Raw genomic sequence first — 15,262 nt, 5'->3', positions numbered from 1 at the left:
CCTTTAGGAATCGTCGTCTTCCGAGGCCACATCGGCGATCTCTTCCAGAGGCACTGTATCCTCCTCGTCGTCGTCATCCAGGACGTCATCGCCCAGATCTAGATCGACGTCGGCGTCATCTTCGAGAACATCCGACTCGCCGTCAGTGTTTTCCTTGGCCTTTGCGCTGGCCGCGTCTTCGGCATCGGCTTCGATCATCCGGCTTTTGCCGGTGTTCAATGCGACGACCTCGCCCGTGTAGGGGCTGACGATCGGGTCCTTGTTCAGGTCATAAAACCGTTTACCGGTGGTTGGGCAGACGCGCTTTACGCCCCATTCTTCGTTGGGCATGTGGATCCCCTTGATTTACTGGTGAGTCGTATCGACGATTCAGCTGCCTTGCCATATGAGGGGGGCACTGTCAAAGCCTTTGCCGCAAAGGGGCGCCGCCATGAGCGCATATCATCTGCCCGGAGACCCGCCTGTCCCGCTGACCCTGCGCCGGTCAGCGCGGGCCAAGCGGATCAGCCTGCGGATTTCGGCGCTGGATGGCCGGGTGACCCTGACCCTACCTGCCCGCCTGCACGAACGCGAGGCGCTGGAATTTGCCGCTGAGAAGGAAGATTGGATCCGCACCCATTTGGCACGACATCCGCAAACGGTCGAGGTGGATTTCGGGGCCGAGATCCCGGTCGAAGGGCAGCCGCGCCTGATCGTGGCGGGGCAGAAACGCGGTGTGCAAATCTCGAAACAGCAGATCGCAGTGGGAGGCAGCAGCCCGGCCCGATCACTGGAACGCTACCTGAAAGAACTGGCGCGAGATCGGCTGGCGGCGGCCTCGGATCACTATGCGGCAGAGTTGGGGCTCCCCTATGCCAAGCTGAGCCTGCGCGACACCCGGTCTCGCTGGGGGTCGTGTTCGTCGGCGGGCGTTCTGATGTATTCTTGGCGTCTGATCCTGGCCCCACCCGAGGTGCTTGGCTATGTGGCCGCCCATGAGGTTGCGCATCTGCAGGAGATGAACCACTCGGCTGATTTTTGGGCAGTGGTGGCCCGGTTATATGGTGATAGCAGGGTGCAACGCGATTGGCTGCGCCGCGAAGGAGGGCAGCTGCACCGCTACCGGTTCTAAGATCAGACCAGTGCGGGTTTGGTCGCGCTGGCTGCATTCTGTGGTTGACCCTAAGTGGATTTGTGATCACAGACTAGGGCATGTCGAATTCTGCCAAACCAGCCTCATCCAGCCCCGCTGATACTTCTGCTTCTGCCCATGATCGCGTCTATCGTGCCCTCAGGGCGCGGATCATGTATGGGGATATCGCCCCGGGGGAGGCGCTGACCCTGCGAGGCATCGGGCGTGAATTTAATGTCTCGATGACCCCCGCGCGTGAATCTGTGCGGCGGCTGGTGGCCGAAGGGGCGTTGTCGCTGTCTTCTTCCGGGCGGGTCTCGACGCCGGAGCTCAGCAATGAGCGGATCGAAGAGCTGGCGGCCCTGCGCGCCCTTTTGGAGGTGGAACTGTCCAGCCGTGCCCTGCCACGGGCCCACATGGCGCTGATTGACCGGCTGCAAAGCATCAATGCCACCGTGGCTGAAATGGTGTCGAAGCGCGATGCGGTGGGCTATATCCGGGCCAATCTTGAATTTCACCGCACGCTTTATCTGCGCGCACAGGCGCCTGCGATGCTGGCCATGGCAGAAACCGTCTGGCTCCAGCTTGGGCCGACCATGCGCGCCCTATATGGACGTCTGCGCCGGACAGAGCCACCACAGAACCACAAGCTGATCATCGCGGCGCTGAAGGCGGGAGATGAGCCGGGATTGCGCCTTGCGGTGCGCTCTGACGTGACGCAGGGGTTGCGGTTGCTGGTGGTGTGACAGTCGGCCTTGGGCCAACAATCAGCACTCGCCTCAAATAAAACGACCTCCTAATAGGAGGCCGTTTGTACAGATTATCATAACAGTGACAGCCCTTACCAAAGGGCGGGAAAGACCTTACTCAGGCCGCGAGCCCCTTGGAGCCAATGTCGAGGAATTTCTGGCGGCGATCCTTGATCAGGTCAGCGCCGTTCTTGCCCTTCAGCTCATCCAGCATTTCCTGAATGGCGCCGCCGACAGAGGTGATGGCGGATGTGGCATCGCGATGGGCACCGCCCATCGGCTCGGGGATGATGCGATCAATCACGGCCAGTTCGCGTAGGTTCTGTGCGGTCAGGCGCAGCGCTTCGGCGGCTTCGCGCATTTTCTCGGCGTCTTTCCACAGGATCGAGGCGCAGCCTTCAGGGGAGATAACCGAATAAACCGAATGCTCCAGCATGGCGACGCGATTGGCGGTGGCAAAGGCCACGGCGCCACCAGAGCCACCTTCGCCAATGATCACTGAAATTACCGGCACGCCGATTTTCAGGCTCATCTCCGTGGAGCGCGCAATCGCCTCAGATTGACCGCGTTCTTCGGCACCTTTGCCGGGATAGGCCCCGGTGGTGTCAACGATGGTCACCACGGGCAGGCCAAAGCGGCCGGCCATTTCCATCAGACGCACGGCTTTGCGATAGCCTTCGGGGCGTGCCATCCCAAAGTTGTGCAAAATACGGCTCTTGGTGTCAGAGCCCTTTTCATGGCCGATCACCATAACCGGCTGGTCATTAAACCGGGCTAACCCGCCCATAACCGCAAGGTCATCCGCAAAGTTCCGATCACCCGCAAGTGGGGTGTATTCGGTAAAAAGCGCGTCGATATAGTCGCTGCAATGGGGGCGGTCCGGGTGACGCGCCACCTGACATTTGCGCCAGGGGGTCAGATCACTGTAGAGATCTTTCAGCAGCTGTTCTGCCTTGGCATCCAGCGCAGCAGCCTCATCGGCCACATCCATTTCTTCGTTGGCGCGGGCCAGGGCGCGCAGCTCTTCTGCTTTGCCTTCGATTTCGGCCAGCGGTTTTTCAAATTCCAGATACTGTGTCATCTCGCCTCGCTCACGCGGTTTTGCCGTATATGGCCTTCTGCGCGCGCAGATGCAACTGTGCGCCTTGCCTTGGGTCAACAGAAAACCGCTCAATCTTCAGGGTTCTTTCGTGCCGGAGCGAGGTAATCGCCATCCGCTTTGGGCAGCGCTCTGCGCATCAATCAAGGTTCAGCAAGATTTGTGATCCTGCGATGTGGCACTTCTGATCATGCAAGAGAGAAGGAAGCCTGCAAAATGTCCATCGCCTACGAAGACCGTATTCTGCGCGTTCTGGATTACATCCACGACAACCCTGACGGGGATCTGTCGTTGGACCAGCTGGCGGATGTGGCGGCGATGTCGCGGTTCCACTGGCATCGGGTGTTTCGGGCCATAACCGGCGAAACCTGTGCCCAGGCAGTGCGTCGTATTCGCCTGCATCGTGCCGCCAGCGCGCTGGTGATGACGCAGACACCGGTGGACCGTATCGCGCAGGCTGTGGGCTATCCAAACGCAGGCTCCTTTTCTCGGGCCTTCACAGAGGGCTATGGCGCTAGTCCAACGGCTTTTCGCAAAGCCGGGCGCCATCTGCCCTCGCGTCCTGACTTCAGAACCGGAGACTATCCTATGTACCCTGTAACCCTGCGCCAAGACCCCGCGCTTCGGCTTGTTGGCCTGTCCCATGCAGGCAGCTACCACAGCATCGGGAAAAAGTTCGAAGCCTTTGGCGCCCTGTGCCAAACTCGTAACCTATGGTCCCAGATGGCGGGCATGGCGGCCATATACTATGACAATCCTGATGACACGCCAGAGGGGGATCTGCGCAGTTTTGCCGGTGGTCTGTTTCACGGCGCTGCGGTGCCTAATGGCATGGAGGAAAGACAGATTGCCGGGGGCAAAACGGCCGTGCTGACCTACAAGGGGCCCTATTCGGGCATCTCGGCGGCCTATCACAGCCTGTTTGGCAACTGGTTGCCGGATTCAGGAGAGGATCCAGCCGATGCGCCTTGCTATGAGATCTATCTCAACAATCCTCGTGAGGTCCCCGCAGAGGAGTTGATCACTGAAATCTGCCTGCCTCTGCGCTGATCCGGGTGCCTCCTCAGTTCGGCCAGATCACCGGATAGAGCGAGGCAACCAGCAGGACAGCCATGAGCCAGTTGAATTGGGTCAGGCGGCGCGGATTTGTCAAAAACCGCGCCATTTGCTGGCCGAGAATGGTCCAGGAGCCGACCGAAGGCAGGTTGATGAGGCCAAAGACGGCAGCTACTAGAAAAATTGCCCAAAGGGTCTGATTTGGAGCATAGGCGCTGATCGCAGTCAGGGCCATGGCCCAGGCCTTTGGATTGACCCATTGAAAGGCCGCGGCCTGTAAAAAGGTCATCGGCGTGCCTGTGCTGTCGGAGGACTCGACGGGGCCTGCATGGGCAATCTTCCAGGCGAGATACAGCAGATAGGTGACAGACGCGACCTTCAGCACCGTGTAGCTGATCGGGAAGGCGTCAAAGATCTGCACCAGACCTGCGCCCACCAGCACCACCATAAAGACAAAGCCAAGCGCCACCCCTAACATATGCGGGATGGTGCGACGAAAGCCGAAATTGGCCCCAGAGGCCATCAGCATCAGATTGTTTGGCCCCGGCGTGATCGAGGAGACAAAGGCGAAAAGCGCAAGCGCGAGGAAGAGTTCATAGGTCATGACGCGAATTTGGCGCGTCAGACCCCGAATGAAATTGCGTTTTTGTGCGGATCGTGTCTATTTCTGCAATCAATGGTGAAAAGTGATCGTATAAACCAACAGATATTGCAGGAGCTGACCCGTGATGGGCGCATCAGCAATCTGGAGCTGGCCGAGCGGGTCGGCCTGTCGCCTTCGGCCTGCCTGCGTCGGGTGCAGGATCTTGAACGAGCCGGTGTTATCAGCGGCTATCGGGCAGTGCTGGACCGCGATGCCATGGGCGCCGGATTTGTCACCTATATCGGGGTTGGCCTGGGGGAGCATACCAAGGACGCGCAGCGGGCCTTTGAACGGGCGATGAATGATGCCCCAGAGGTGGTCGAATGTCATAATATCACTGGCACCATTGAATACCTGCTGCGGGTCGAATGCGCTGACCTTCCCAGCTACAAGAGGTTTCACACAGATATTCTGGGTACCTCGCCCTATGTCACGGCGATCACCACCTATGTGGTCATGGGTTCACCCAAGGATCTGCGGAGCTAGCAGCGCCTGCATCGCAATCTGCGGCGAAGCTAGCACCGGAAGTGCGACCTGCTGGGCCAGAATAGCCGCGGTGCCCGCCATAGAGGCCTGTGCCAGAACCACGCAGGCATAGTCATTCTGCGCCAACTCGATCGCGATACTTTCGGCCAGTGCGGCGCAGAACGCGGTGGAATTCCCGGCTTCGAACAGGGGCCAGTGCTGTGGCAGCGCCAGTTCTGTGATATCCGCGTGTCGCTCGCCAAAGGCCCGCCGCAAAAGCGCGGACGAAGGCTCAGCTGTGCTGGCCAGGCAATAGGCCATCAACACGGGCTTTTGCGCGGTAATTGCGTGCTGCGCGGCAATCTGCATCATCGGCCAGTCCACGCGGGTTGCGCCCATCGCTTCGACGGTGGGGCCCAGAGTGGTGCAGGTACAGAGCACCGGGCCAGTCACGGCTTTGAATTCTGCGGAGATTTCCGCCGTGAGGTCGGCACCTATGCCGGTCTGCGCACGGGCCAGCCAATCCGGGCGCACAACATGGCAAAGATCCGCCTCCGGGGCCAAGGCCGCGAATGTGGCGACATGGACCTCTGCCGTATGTATCAGCGTCAAATCTGCCATTTATGTGCTCCAGGTAGCTATGCCAAACCGGCGCCTTCAACAGGGAGCGCTGGTGATCGGCTCTGAAACCAACAGATAGGACAGCAGCAAAAAGAACCAGCCCCAATGAGGCTTGAGGCTGGTCTGACCGGCGTTATTTTCCCTGCAGGATCGACAGGGCCTGGGCAAATTGATCGGCATTCAGCACCGCGCGCCAGTGGTCCACACATTTGCCGCGCATTGTCACCAGTTTGACCTCATAGTCGCCAACGCGCTGGGCCAGGGCCGCACGTTCGGCTTCTGGGGCACCTGTCAGAATGGCGCTGCGCAGCGCGGCGCGGGCCTGCAGGGCTTCGGCTTCGAGTGCTTTGCGTTTGGCAGGCATGGTGGACAACCAAGCCTGCAGGTCGGCGCGCTGTTCCGTCGTCAGTTCCAAGGCATCAGCGTTTTTCTTGATCACGGGGGTGAGGCGGACGATAGGCGCCGACAACTCGCGTGGCTGCTGGCGGTTTTTGCCATGGCTACCAGCCTGCACAGAGGTGGCAGTCGCAAGGGCAAGTAGGGCGAGAAGCAAGAAGCGTTTCATGTGCAGGGTATTCCTTTGAGTGGGTTTTGCTCTCAAATATTCTGCAATTGGAATTCATTCCTTGATGCAAATCAACATCCAGAATGCAGGTCTGCAGCCTTGGGCAGTTTCGCTTCCCAAAACAAAGAAGGGCGCTCCAATAGGAGCGCCCAGTCTTTTGGTGAAACATTCAGAGACAGTTCAGCCCTTAGTGATAGGCTTAGCCCTTTGCGATCAGTTCTGACTGAGCCACGATGACCTCTGCCTGTTTGATCGAGGCGATATCGACCAGACGGCCCTTGTAGACAGTGGCGCCCTCGCCGTTGGCCTTGGCTGTTTCCATTGCCGCAAGGATTTCGCGCGCCTCGGAGACGGCTTCTTCGGAGGGGGTGAAGACTTCATTCGCCAGGCCGATCTGTTTGGGATGGATCGCCCATTTTCCGACCATGCCCAACGTCGCTGAGCGCTTCGCCTGGGCGATATAGCCGTCGTCGTCAGAGAAGTCGCCAAAGGGACCATCGACAGGCAGTACGCCATGGGTGCGGCAGGCGGCGACGATGGCGGTCTGGGCCCAGTGCCAGGGATCGGACCAGTGCTTTTCGCCGTCGCGCAGCATGTAGTAGTTTTCCTGCGTGCCGCCGATGCCAGTGGTCTGCATCCCCATCGAGGCGGCGAAATCCGCAGCGCCCAGCGACATCGCCTGCATGCGTGGCGATGAGGCGGCGATTTCTTCGACATGGGCGATGCCCGCAGCCGATTCGATGATCACTTCAAAGGATACAGGTTTGGTGCGGCCCTTGGCGCGTTCAATCGCTGTAACCAGCGCATCCACAGCATAGACGTCTTCGGCGCAGCCCACTTTGGGGATCATGATTTGATCCAGACGGTCGCCTGCCTGTTCCAGCAGATCAACTACGTCACGATACCAATAGGGTGTGTCCAGACCATTGATCCGCACCGACATGTATTTGTTGCCCCAATCCACTGTGTTCAGGGCTTCGATGACATTGGCGCGGGCGATATCCTTGTCTGAGGGGGCAACCGAATCTTCGAGGTCGAGATTGATCACATCCGCAGCAGAAGCGGCCATTTTGGGGAACAGTTTGGTGTTGGAGCCGGGGCCGAACAACTGACAACGGTTGGGGCGGGCCGGGGCGGCGGGCTGGATGCGAAAGCTCATCTGGATCTATCCTCCTGAGGGAAAGGAAATTGCGTCACTCTTGACTGGAGTGTTATTAAGTTGCGCTGGCGCCTGCAAGGGAATTTTGCAGATGCAGAAAGGCGACGCTGCGATGCGGCGCAGGTCGCAATGCCGCAAACAGACGCGCATCAAGGGGCCGGGCTTGTCAGTTCAGGGGCATGAAACGCGCATTTATAGAAAACTGGGCCCTGTTTCTGGGCATGATGCTTTTGATGGTGGCCAATGGTCTTTTGGTGACCCTGCTGACAATCCGGGGCGCGGGCCTTGGGTTTTCGGATTTTACGATTTCGATCATGCAGGCGGCCTATCCTGCGGGGGCCTTGATTGGCACTGCGGCCGCCCCCCGCATGGTCGAAAAGGTGGGCCATATCCGGGCCTTTTCGGCGCTGGCGTCCCTGGTGTCGATCGCGGCGATCCTGCATCTGCTCACGTCGGATCCGGTGTCCTGGTCGATGATGCGGTTTCTCGCAGGGTTCTGTTATCCCGGTATGTATGTGATCACCGAAAGCTGGCTGCAGGCCAAGGCCGAAAACCGCAACCGGGCGCAGATCCTGTCGATCTACTTCATGATCTGGATGGCCGGCCCGGCGATTGGTACAGCCCTTGTCGCGCTGCCGGACCCCTCGGGGAACCTGTTGTTCGGAGTTGTTTCGATCCTGATTTCGCTCTCGATCGTGCCGCTGCTGCTGTCCGGCAACAAGGCGCCTGACTATGAGGTGCCGGATCGGATGTCGGTGAAAAAGCTGTACCGGGTGTCGCCGATGGCGGTTCTGGGAAATCTGCTGAGCGCCACAGCGGTGGCCGGCTGGTTCATCACTCTACCACTTTATGCACTGTCGCTAGGGATGAGTGCGGCGCAGGCTTCCGGGGTGCTGGTCGTGGCGATGATCGTGGGGGCGGTGGTGCAATACCCGATTGGCTGGATAAGTGATAAAACGGACCGGCGACTGGTGCTGCTTGGCCTTGCGCTACTAGGGGCGGCCGCCAGTTTCTGGATGTTGCTGTACCCGTCCCATCTGACCTTGGTGGTTGGGTTTGGGGTGCTCGCCGGCGCAAGTTTGCCGATGTATGCGGTCTGCACGGCCCATGCCAATGACCAGTTGAAACCTTCGCAGATCGTTCCAGCCAGCGGCACCATGCTGTTCCTTTTGAACCTTGGTCAGTTCGTGGGCACGCTGGTGGCGCCAAATACGGTCAGCATTGCTGACGGAAAGGGGTTCCTCATCGTGCTCGCAGCCCTGTGTTTACTGGTCGCAATGGTGGCTGTCCTGCGTCGCGGGCAAGAGGAAGCGCCAGAAGAAACCGGCAGTTTACAGGCCATTGCGGTGCTTGGAGCTCCCCAATCCGGGGTGTTGCAGGCCGAATCCTGGATTGCAGAGGAAGAAAGTGACAGCAATTCTGACGTTCCGGTGAATTCTGCGACAGAACGGGAGTAATTGCGAAGAATCTTGCGTCACGCTGGTGGCGGTCGGCGAAAAGAGTATGAACTTGCATGGGATTACTCAGAAAATCGTCGTTAAGAAAAACGAGGAATCCCGTCATGATCGAGACACCATATCTGTTGTTCCTGGGCGATGCGCCCGACATGCTGGCCGCCAAGGTTGCCATTGGTATCCGCGACTGGCGTCCGGACCATGCTGTTGGACAAATCCGCCTGCCCGGTTGCGGCGCGGATCTCGGCCTGACCGAAATGACCCTGGCCGAGGCCAAGGCGGCGGGCGCAAAAACCCTGGTGATCGGCGTTGCCAATCGGGGCGGGGTGATCTCGGCTGCCTGGAAAGAAGTGCTGATCGAGGCGCTTGAGATGGGCTACGATCTGGCCTCCGGTCTGCATAACCTGCTGCGCGACGAAGGCGATCTGGTCGCGGCTGCGCAGACCCACGGTGGCACCCTGCATGACGTGCGTGTGCCAACCGATGGCTACCCAATTGCCAATGGTGTGAACCGTACCGGCAAGCGCTGTCTGGCCGTGGGGACCGACTGTTCTGTTGGCAAGATGTACACTGCCCTGGCGATGGATGCCGAAATGCAAGAGCGCGGCATGAAGTCGACCTTCCGCGCCACCGGCCAAACCGGCATCCTGATCACCGGCCATGGTGTGCCACTGGACGCTGTGATTGCTGATTTCATGGCGGGTTCGGTGGAATATCTCACTCCCGATAACGAAGAGGATCATTGGGACCTGATCGAGGGGCAGGGCTCCCTGTTCCACGTCTCCTATTCCGGTGTGACCATGGCGCTGGTGCATGGCGGTCAGGCGGACGCATTGATCCTGTGCCACGAGCCGACGCGCTCGCATATGCGGGGTCTGCCCGGCTATTCGGTGCCCTCGCTGGAAGAGCTGCGCGATGTGGCGCTGCCGCTGGCGCAGCGCGCCAATGCCGATTGCAAGATCGTTGGCATTTCAGTCAACACCCAGCACCTGACCGAAGAAGAAGCGGTCAAGTACCTGGCCGAAACTGAAGAGCGTATGGGTCTGCCCGCTGTAGACCCCTATCGCCACGGTGCCGGTCGTCTGGTGGACGCGCTCGCCGCGATCTGATTTTAAGGAAGGGCGTCTGGAAACAGGCGCCCTTTTTCTGCCCGCCGCTTGGGGTCAACGCCCTGCTCCGGCACGCCCAACCCGTCGAAAGGATGCGACATGCAAATCACCGTGACGCCTGATGTTTTTAAACTGGCGCAGGTCTTTACCATCTCGCGCGGCTCGCGCACCGAAGCCAAGGTGCTAACGGTTAAGGTGGAGAAGAATGGTATCACCGGCTGGGGCGAATGCGTGCCCTATGCGCGTTACAACGAGACCCTGGAGAGCGTCACAGCCGAGATCGAAGGCCTGCCTGCGGAATTCACCCGCGATGAGCTGCAGGATCTGCTGCCCGCCGGGGCCGCGCGCAACGCGGTGGATTGCGCGCTTTGGGATTTGGAGGCCAAACAGGCCGGAAAGCGCGTCTGGGAGCTGGCAGGTCTACCGGCCCCCGGCCCGGAAATCACCGCTTATACGCTGTCGCTGGCCAGCCCCGAAGAGATGCAGAAACAGGCGGCAGAAAATGCCCACCGCCCTTTGCTGAAAATCAAACTGGGCACCCCGGACGACATGCCCCGGCTCGAGGCCGTGCGCGCCGGGGCGCCGGATGCCAAGATCATCATCGACGCCAACGAGGGCTGGTCGGCTGAGGTCTACGCAGAGCTGGCTCCGCATCTGGTGCGCCTTGGCGTCGAACTGGTCGAACAGCCGCTGCCCGCAGGCGAGGATGAGGCCCTGATCGGCATGGAGCGCCCGGTGCCGGTCTGCGCCGACGAAAGCTGTCATGATCGCGCCAGTCTGCCAAAGCTGAAAGGCAAATATGACGTGGTCAACATCAAGCTGGACAAAACAGGCGGGCTGACCGAAGCGCTGAAACTGCGCGAAGAAGCGCTGGCGCTGGGCTATGATGTCATGGTGGGCTGCATGGTGGGATCATCCCTGGCGATGGCCCCCGCGACACTGTTGGCGCAGGGTGTTCTGGTGACCGATCTCGACGGGCCGCTGCTGCTGGCCGAAGACCGGGAGGATCCATTGAAATTCGACGCCGCCGGAGTGCATCCGCCTGCGCCCGCGCTTTGGGGGTGACAGTGCTGCAGGCGGCGCGAGAGGCAGCGCTAGAGCTTGCGCTCAATGCAAAGCCGGTCGCCCTGCAAGGTGCCATTGTAGAGCCGCAGTTTTTGCGGATCTTCGACTTTGGTGCAAAGCTGGAAACGCCGTGGCCCAAGGCGCTCGTAGGTGATTTCGGCGGCATAGCCGGTCAATTGATGTGGGTTGCGGGCGCAGGTCATCGGGTCGAGCGCTTCTGGAAGATCCAGTTCGGAGGGGGCCGTATCTGTACGTTCCATGCAGGCGGCGACGTCACGCTGCAACTGCTGCAAATCCGAAAGGCGCAGGCTGTCGCGGTGCTCCATGCGCCCCTGCGCAGGGCCACCAACAGACCAGAAAGACAGCGCCAGGGTCAGTGCTGCGATCCCCGTGACCAGCCAGTTTGGTGCAAGAGTATCCCAATGTCCCGCGGTCAGGCGGTCTTGACGGAAATACAGCAGCACCACACAGGCCATCAGGGTCACGCTGCCGGATTTGGCGATGAAACGTGCGGTCATGTCACCATCCAGAAACCGGTAGATTACATAGATCGCGGTGCAGAGAAGTGTCATGGCGGCGGCAAAGACGGCCAGTGCCGAAAGCCAGCGCCGGATGGTGCCATGCTTTTGCGCCGGGTTCGTTCCGGTGGCTCGGGCGTCCTTGTGGTGCAGCCAGTGAAACACGGGTGCGAAAATGATCAGGGCGGCCATCGACCAGCGCAATTGACCCAGCCCATAGCTGGAGTAGCTGTCACCGTGTTCCGGGACCCACAGGGTGATCAACCCGTGCTGCAGGGTCAGGCTGTTGGCAACCACCATGCCCAGGGCAGCAAAGAGCAGGGCGTAAAAAAGCGCTTCCCAAGCGGAGGTTGCTCGCTGAGGTCGCGGCACCGCACCGGCGGTAGCACTGTAGTCCCAGGCCTCAAGCGCGGTTTCAATTTCCAGCGGTGTCCAGTCAGAGCTGGCCAGGCAGGAGGAAATCTGCGCGCGGGTCATACCCTTGTTCAGAGCGCCGCGTACAAAATCGGAAAGCTCGGGTGGAAGCTGCATCACACATCCTTTTTGAACGACGTTCATGTTCACGTAGCCCGTGGCCAAAGTCAACCCCGATCCTTGCCGTAGCAGGCGGTGGCCGGACCCGCCGTTGGTGAAACCACTTGAATATCCCGGTTTCAAAAGACAAAGAATGAAGCCGACCCATTGAAACACATTGCCAAGAAAGACCTGTCTCATGACCCGTACCGTTTATGTAAATGGCGAATACCTGCCCGAGACCGAAGCCACAGTCTCGATTTTTGACCGCGGCTTTCTGATGGCGGATGGCGTCTATGAGGTCACATCGGTTCTGGATGGTAAGCTGATCGATTTTGAAGGCCATGCCGTGCGTCTGGAGCGGTCCCTCAACGAGCTGGATATGCCTGCCGCCTGTTCCAAGGAAGAGTTGCTGGAGATCCACCGCGAGCTGGTGAAGCGCAACGATATCACCGAAGGCCTGGTCTATCTGCAGATCACCCGTGGCTCTGATGGCGATCGTGATTTTGTCTTCCCGGACCCCGAGACCACCAAGCCGACCATCGTGCTGTTCACTCAGAAAAAGCCCGGTCTGGCCGACAATCCGGCGGCCAAGAAGGGCGCCAAGATCATCTCGATCGAGGATATCCGCTGGGGGCGCCGCGACATCAAGACCGTGCAACTGCTCTACCCGTCCATGGGTAAGATGATGGCCAAAAAGGCCGGGGCTGATGATGCCTGGCTGATCGAGGACGGCTATGTCACCGAGGGCACGTCGAACAACGCCTATTTCGTTAAGAACGGCAAGATCGTCACCCGGCCACTGTCCAGCGATATCCTTCATGGCATCACCCGCAAGGCGGTTCTGCGCATGGCGGCTGAGGCACAGATGGAAGTCGAAGAGCGCCTGTTCACAATCGACGAGGCGAAAGAGGCGGATGAGGCCTTTACTACCTCTGCCAGCGCCTTTGTGATGCCGGTGGTGGAGATCGACGGTGTGGCCTTGGGCGATGGCACGCCGGGCCCCATCGCCACACGTCTGCGCGAGATCTATCTGGACGAGAGCCTGAAGGCCGCAGTCTGATCAGCCTGAAGAGCAACTGAAAAACAGTAAGCCATTTTTGATGGCTTGCTTGTTTACTCTGTCAGCAATGCCTGACGGCACTATTGAGAAAATTGCGCGCGGCGGATTTTCTCATTGCTTGGCTCAGCCTAAGTCGTTGTTCTTCCCGGGCCGTGATGGAACCACCACCCAGTCGTTTCTGCTTCCCCCAGCTCTATCTCCATCAGTTGCTTTTTGCTCAGTTCATTAGTGGGCATGTCTACCCATCTATAGGGGAAGGCAACACGCGACAACTGATACAGGCTGGGGAAACCTTTTGGCTGCCAGTAAGGGCGATCCAGCAAATTTTCTCTGGGTGGCAGGACCCTGACATCGGAGTCACTTTCTACCTCTTGCTTGTAGTCGGAGTCTCTAATTATGAGAGAACTGTCGGGCATCAACTCCCAGTACCGAAGTTCGGCAACCGGTGCTCCAATATGAATGATATTGGGGTGTTTTGACCTTTTGTTTGAAGCCGGAAACGGGGTCTTGGTCAACTTCTTGCGCAAACCTAGCCAGGACTTTTTGTATTCTACCTTCAAAAAATCGACCTGCAGCAAGTACAGGTCAGCGCGACACTCTTGATAGACTGCAACACCGCACAGCGGATCAGAACTGTCTTTTTCTACAGTGTTTTTAAAGTGGTAGGTGATCTTTCTTTTTTCTCTTTCCGCATTGGTGACGTGAAACTCGCTTTGGAAACTTTTCTTTATATTTTCGGAGGCCTCCAGATCGACCTTCGCACCTATATTGAAAAACGCCCCATCACCATAGGAGGCTGATAGGGACGAAAGGATTTTTGCCATGGAATTGGAGTCGATAATGGACTTCTCAATAGTTCTGGCTTCTTGAAAGACCTCTGTTTCTAGTTCTACGGATTTAAACACTTCCTGGCTGATTCCTTCTGGTGCTCCAAATACTGAGAACTTTCGTCCAATTCTTCCGGGCCCTGGTAGCTGAGATGTGACAATCTTAAAAATGGCTCTAACTGCTTGAAAACGTCTATTTTTCCCACAAGTGTTTTCCCAGTTTTCTGGGGTTGTCAGCTCTTTATAAAATGGTACTGAAAAATATCTATCCATCGTACGTCCTCTCCATTGAGCAACTCATGATTGAGTAATCATCAAGTGTTCAATCAAAAAGGCAAGCGCCATTTGGGGCTGATGGGGTGGATCCTCGTTTCACCGAGGAAGTTGCGGCTCACTGACGCTAGGGGGATGGAGGGCTGTGGCTGGCGTGAGTGACTGAACGAATTGGCCAGACCGTTGACGGCTGTTGTGCCGGAACAGGCCGGTGAAAAAGAAGCCTGTCTGTGAATAAAGGCGCGTGGCGCCTCAAGAGGAAAGGCGCCACTATCGCGGAAGGAAAATGTGTAGGCTCAGAAGTGAGCTACCTTTACGGCTTGTCTGTGACGTTCTCTTTGAAAGCGACTTCAAACTGGGCCTGCTTTTCGGCGGGGGCCTCGGTCTGGTAGTTGGCTTTCCAGTCGTCCATTGTCATGCCGTAGTAGCTTTCGCGCGCTTCGGTCTTGGTCATCTCGATGCCGCGCTCATTGGCGGCCTCCTGATACCAGCGGCTGAGACAGTTGCGGCAAAACCCGGCCAGGTTCATCATGTCGATGTTCTGCACATCGGTGCGATCTTCCATCAGGTGTTTTTGCAGGCGACGAAAGGCGGCGGCCTGAAGCTCGATCTCGGTTTGCGGATCCATGTTGGGCCCCTTGTTTTGATTGCGTCCGGCACTAGTCCTAGCAAGCGTGCAGGGGCCGCACAATGCAGGCCAGGCTGCAACCTACACCACGATCAGATCAGTTTGAGCGCCAGATAGGGCATCAGGGCTGTGATAAAGATCAGTATTTTATAGTTGGCGAGATAGGTGAAATATCCCTGCTTGACTGCGGCCTGATCCAGTCCCAGCATTTTTGCATGCAGGGCAGCGAAGATATCGCGAAAGCCCAGCAACAGCAGGGTGGTTATGCCCAGAAACCCAAAATGCAGCACTGTGAGCCAGCCAAAAAAAGTGGTGAGTTGTTCCACAGACATGGGACGCTCCTT

Annotated in this window: 18 protein-coding genes; 8 read left to right on the top strand and 10 right to left on the bottom strand. The window is 58.5% G+C overall.

Features of this window, described 5'->3' with window-relative positions:
- Window positions 1-3: 3 nt before the first annotated feature.
- Window positions 4-330, bottom strand: a complete 327-nt coding sequence (locus PH5382_RS10470; protein WP_058334329.1) for a TIGR02300 family protein — start codon at window positions 328-330, stop codon at window positions 4-6.
- Window positions 331-430: 100 nt separating this feature from the next.
- Between PH5382_RS10470 and PH5382_RS10465 the strand changes: the two genes are divergently transcribed.
- The gene (locus tag PH5382_RS10465; RefSeq protein ID WP_058334328.1) at window positions 431-1,111 is read left to right on the top strand and encodes a M48 family metallopeptidase; all 681 of its coding nucleotides are present in this window, start codon (window positions 431-433) and stop codon (window positions 1,109-1,111) included.
- Window positions 1,112-1,191: 80 nt separating this feature from the next.
- The gene (locus PH5382_RS10460; protein WP_058334327.1) at window positions 1,192-1,857 is read left to right on the top strand and encodes a GntR family transcriptional regulator; all 666 of its coding nucleotides are present in this window, start codon (window positions 1,192-1,194) and stop codon (window positions 1,855-1,857) included.
- A gap of 121 nt (window positions 1,858-1,978) precedes the next feature.
- Here the strand turns inward: PH5382_RS10460 and PH5382_RS10455 are convergent, their stop codons facing one another.
- Window positions 1,979-2,941 carry an acetyl-CoA carboxylase carboxyltransferase subunit alpha gene (locus PH5382_RS10455; protein ID WP_058334326.1) on the bottom strand — a complete coding sequence of 321 codons (963 nt, stop codon included), beginning with the start codon at window positions 2,939-2,941 and terminating at the stop codon, window positions 1,979-1,981.
- 234 nt (window positions 2,942-3,175) lie between these two features.
- On the opposite strand from PH5382_RS10455, the gene PH5382_RS10450 reads away from it, so the two are divergent.
- On the top strand, window positions 3,176-4,009 hold the full coding sequence (locus PH5382_RS10450) for an AraC family transcriptional regulator (RefSeq protein ID WP_058334325.1): 834 nt from the start codon (window positions 3,176-3,178) through the stop codon (window positions 4,007-4,009).
- Between the two features lie 13 nt (window positions 4,010-4,022).
- Here PH5382_RS10450 and PH5382_RS10445 read toward each other — a convergent pair whose 3' ends face one another.
- Window positions 4,023-4,619 carry a LysE family translocator gene (locus PH5382_RS10445; protein ID WP_058334324.1) on the bottom strand — a complete coding sequence of 199 codons (597 nt, stop codon included), beginning with the start codon at window positions 4,617-4,619 and terminating at the stop codon, window positions 4,023-4,025.
- A 72-nt stretch (window positions 4,620-4,691) separates the two neighbouring features.
- On the opposite strand from PH5382_RS10445, the gene PH5382_RS10440 reads away from it, so the two are divergent.
- Window positions 4,692-5,144 (top strand): Lrp/AsnC family transcriptional regulator, encoded by a 453-nt coding sequence (locus tag PH5382_RS10440; protein ID WP_058334323.1) that lies wholly within the window; start codon window positions 4,692-4,694, stop codon window positions 5,142-5,144.
- Here the strand turns inward: PH5382_RS10440 and PH5382_RS10435 are convergent.
- The 3 genes from PH5382_RS10435 to PH5382_RS10425 form a co-directional block, all read right to left on the bottom strand.
- Window positions 5,121-5,744, bottom strand: a complete 624-nt coding sequence (locus PH5382_RS10435; protein ID WP_058334322.1) for a hypothetical protein — start codon at window positions 5,742-5,744, stop codon at window positions 5,121-5,123. The two genes, PH5382_RS10440 and PH5382_RS10435, sit on opposite strands and share 24 nt — an antisense overlap.
- Window positions 5,745-5,877: 133 nt before the next feature.
- Window positions 5,878-6,309, bottom strand: a complete 432-nt coding sequence (locus PH5382_RS10430; RefSeq protein WP_058334321.1) for a Spy/CpxP family protein refolding chaperone — start codon at window positions 6,307-6,309, stop codon at window positions 5,878-5,880.
- Window positions 6,310-6,508: 199 nt separating this feature from the next.
- Window positions 6,509-7,468, bottom strand: coding sequence for an L-malyl-CoA/beta-methylmalyl-CoA lyase (locus PH5382_RS10425; protein WP_058334320.1), 960 nt, complete (start codon window positions 7,466-7,468; stop codon window positions 6,509-6,511).
- A 179-nt stretch (window positions 7,469-7,647) separates the two neighbouring features.
- On the opposite strand from PH5382_RS10425, the gene PH5382_RS10420 reads away from it, so the two are divergent.
- The 3 genes from PH5382_RS10420 to dgcA all read left to right on the top strand — a co-directional run bounded on the left by PH5382_RS10420 (window position 7,648) and on the right by dgcA (window position 11,096).
- Complete coding sequence (locus tag PH5382_RS10420) at window positions 7,648-8,925, top strand: MFS transporter (RefSeq protein WP_058334319.1); 1,278 nt, start codon at window positions 7,648-7,650, stop codon at window positions 8,923-8,925.
- A 104-nt stretch (window positions 8,926-9,029) separates the two neighbouring features.
- Entirely contained in the window at window positions 9,030-10,031 is a 1,002-nt protein-coding gene (dgcN, locus tag PH5382_RS10415; protein WP_058334318.1) for an N-acetyltransferase DgcN, read from the top strand.
- 99 nt (window positions 10,032-10,130) lie between these two features.
- Complete coding sequence (gene dgcA / locus PH5382_RS10410; protein ID WP_058334317.1) at window positions 10,131-11,096, top strand: N-acetyl-D-Glu racemase DgcA; 966 nt, start codon at window positions 10,131-10,133, stop codon at window positions 11,094-11,096.
- A gap of 29 nt (window positions 11,097-11,125) precedes the next feature.
- On the opposite strand, the gene PH5382_RS10405 is transcribed toward dgcA, so the two are convergent.
- Window positions 11,126-12,328 carry a DUF5671 domain-containing protein gene (locus PH5382_RS10405; protein ID WP_231751844.1) on the bottom strand — a complete coding sequence of 401 codons (1,203 nt, stop codon included), beginning with the start codon at window positions 12,326-12,328 and terminating at the stop codon, window positions 11,126-11,128.
- Here PH5382_RS10405 and PH5382_RS10400 point away from each other — a divergent pair.
- Complete coding sequence (locus PH5382_RS10400; RefSeq protein ID WP_058334316.1) at window positions 12,327-13,190, top strand: D-amino-acid transaminase; 864 nt, start codon at window positions 12,327-12,329, stop codon at window positions 13,188-13,190. The two genes, PH5382_RS10405 and PH5382_RS10400, sit on opposite strands and share 2 nt — an antisense overlap.
- Window positions 13,191-13,318: 128 nt before the next feature.
- Here PH5382_RS10400 and PH5382_RS10395 read toward each other — a convergent pair whose 3' ends face one another.
- The 3 genes from PH5382_RS10395 to PH5382_RS10385 form a co-directional block, all read right to left on the bottom strand.
- Window positions 13,319-14,290 carry a hypothetical protein gene (locus PH5382_RS10395; protein ID WP_058334315.1) on the bottom strand — a complete coding sequence of 324 codons (972 nt, stop codon included), beginning with the start codon at window positions 14,288-14,290 and terminating at the stop codon, window positions 13,319-13,321.
- Between the two features lie 313 nt (window positions 14,291-14,603).
- The gene (locus PH5382_RS10390; RefSeq protein ID WP_058334314.1) at window positions 14,604-14,918 is read right to left on the bottom strand and encodes a DUF1244 domain-containing protein; all 315 of its coding nucleotides are present in this window, start codon (window positions 14,916-14,918) and stop codon (window positions 14,604-14,606) included.
- A gap of 92 nt (window positions 14,919-15,010) precedes the next feature.
- Window positions 15,011-15,250 carry a DUF6868 family protein gene (locus tag PH5382_RS10385; protein ID WP_058334313.1) on the bottom strand — a complete coding sequence of 80 codons (240 nt, stop codon included), beginning with the start codon at window positions 15,248-15,250 and terminating at the stop codon, window positions 15,011-15,013.
- Window positions 15,251-15,262 lie beyond the last annotated feature (12 nt).

This window comes from Phaeobacter sp. CECT 5382, assembly GCF_001457775.1.
GTDB lineage: Bacteria > Pseudomonadota > Alphaproteobacteria > Rhodobacterales > Rhodobacteraceae > Pseudophaeobacter.
Note: the sequence above shows the minus strand (reverse complement) of the source record. Positions and strands in the feature narration are given on the sequence as shown.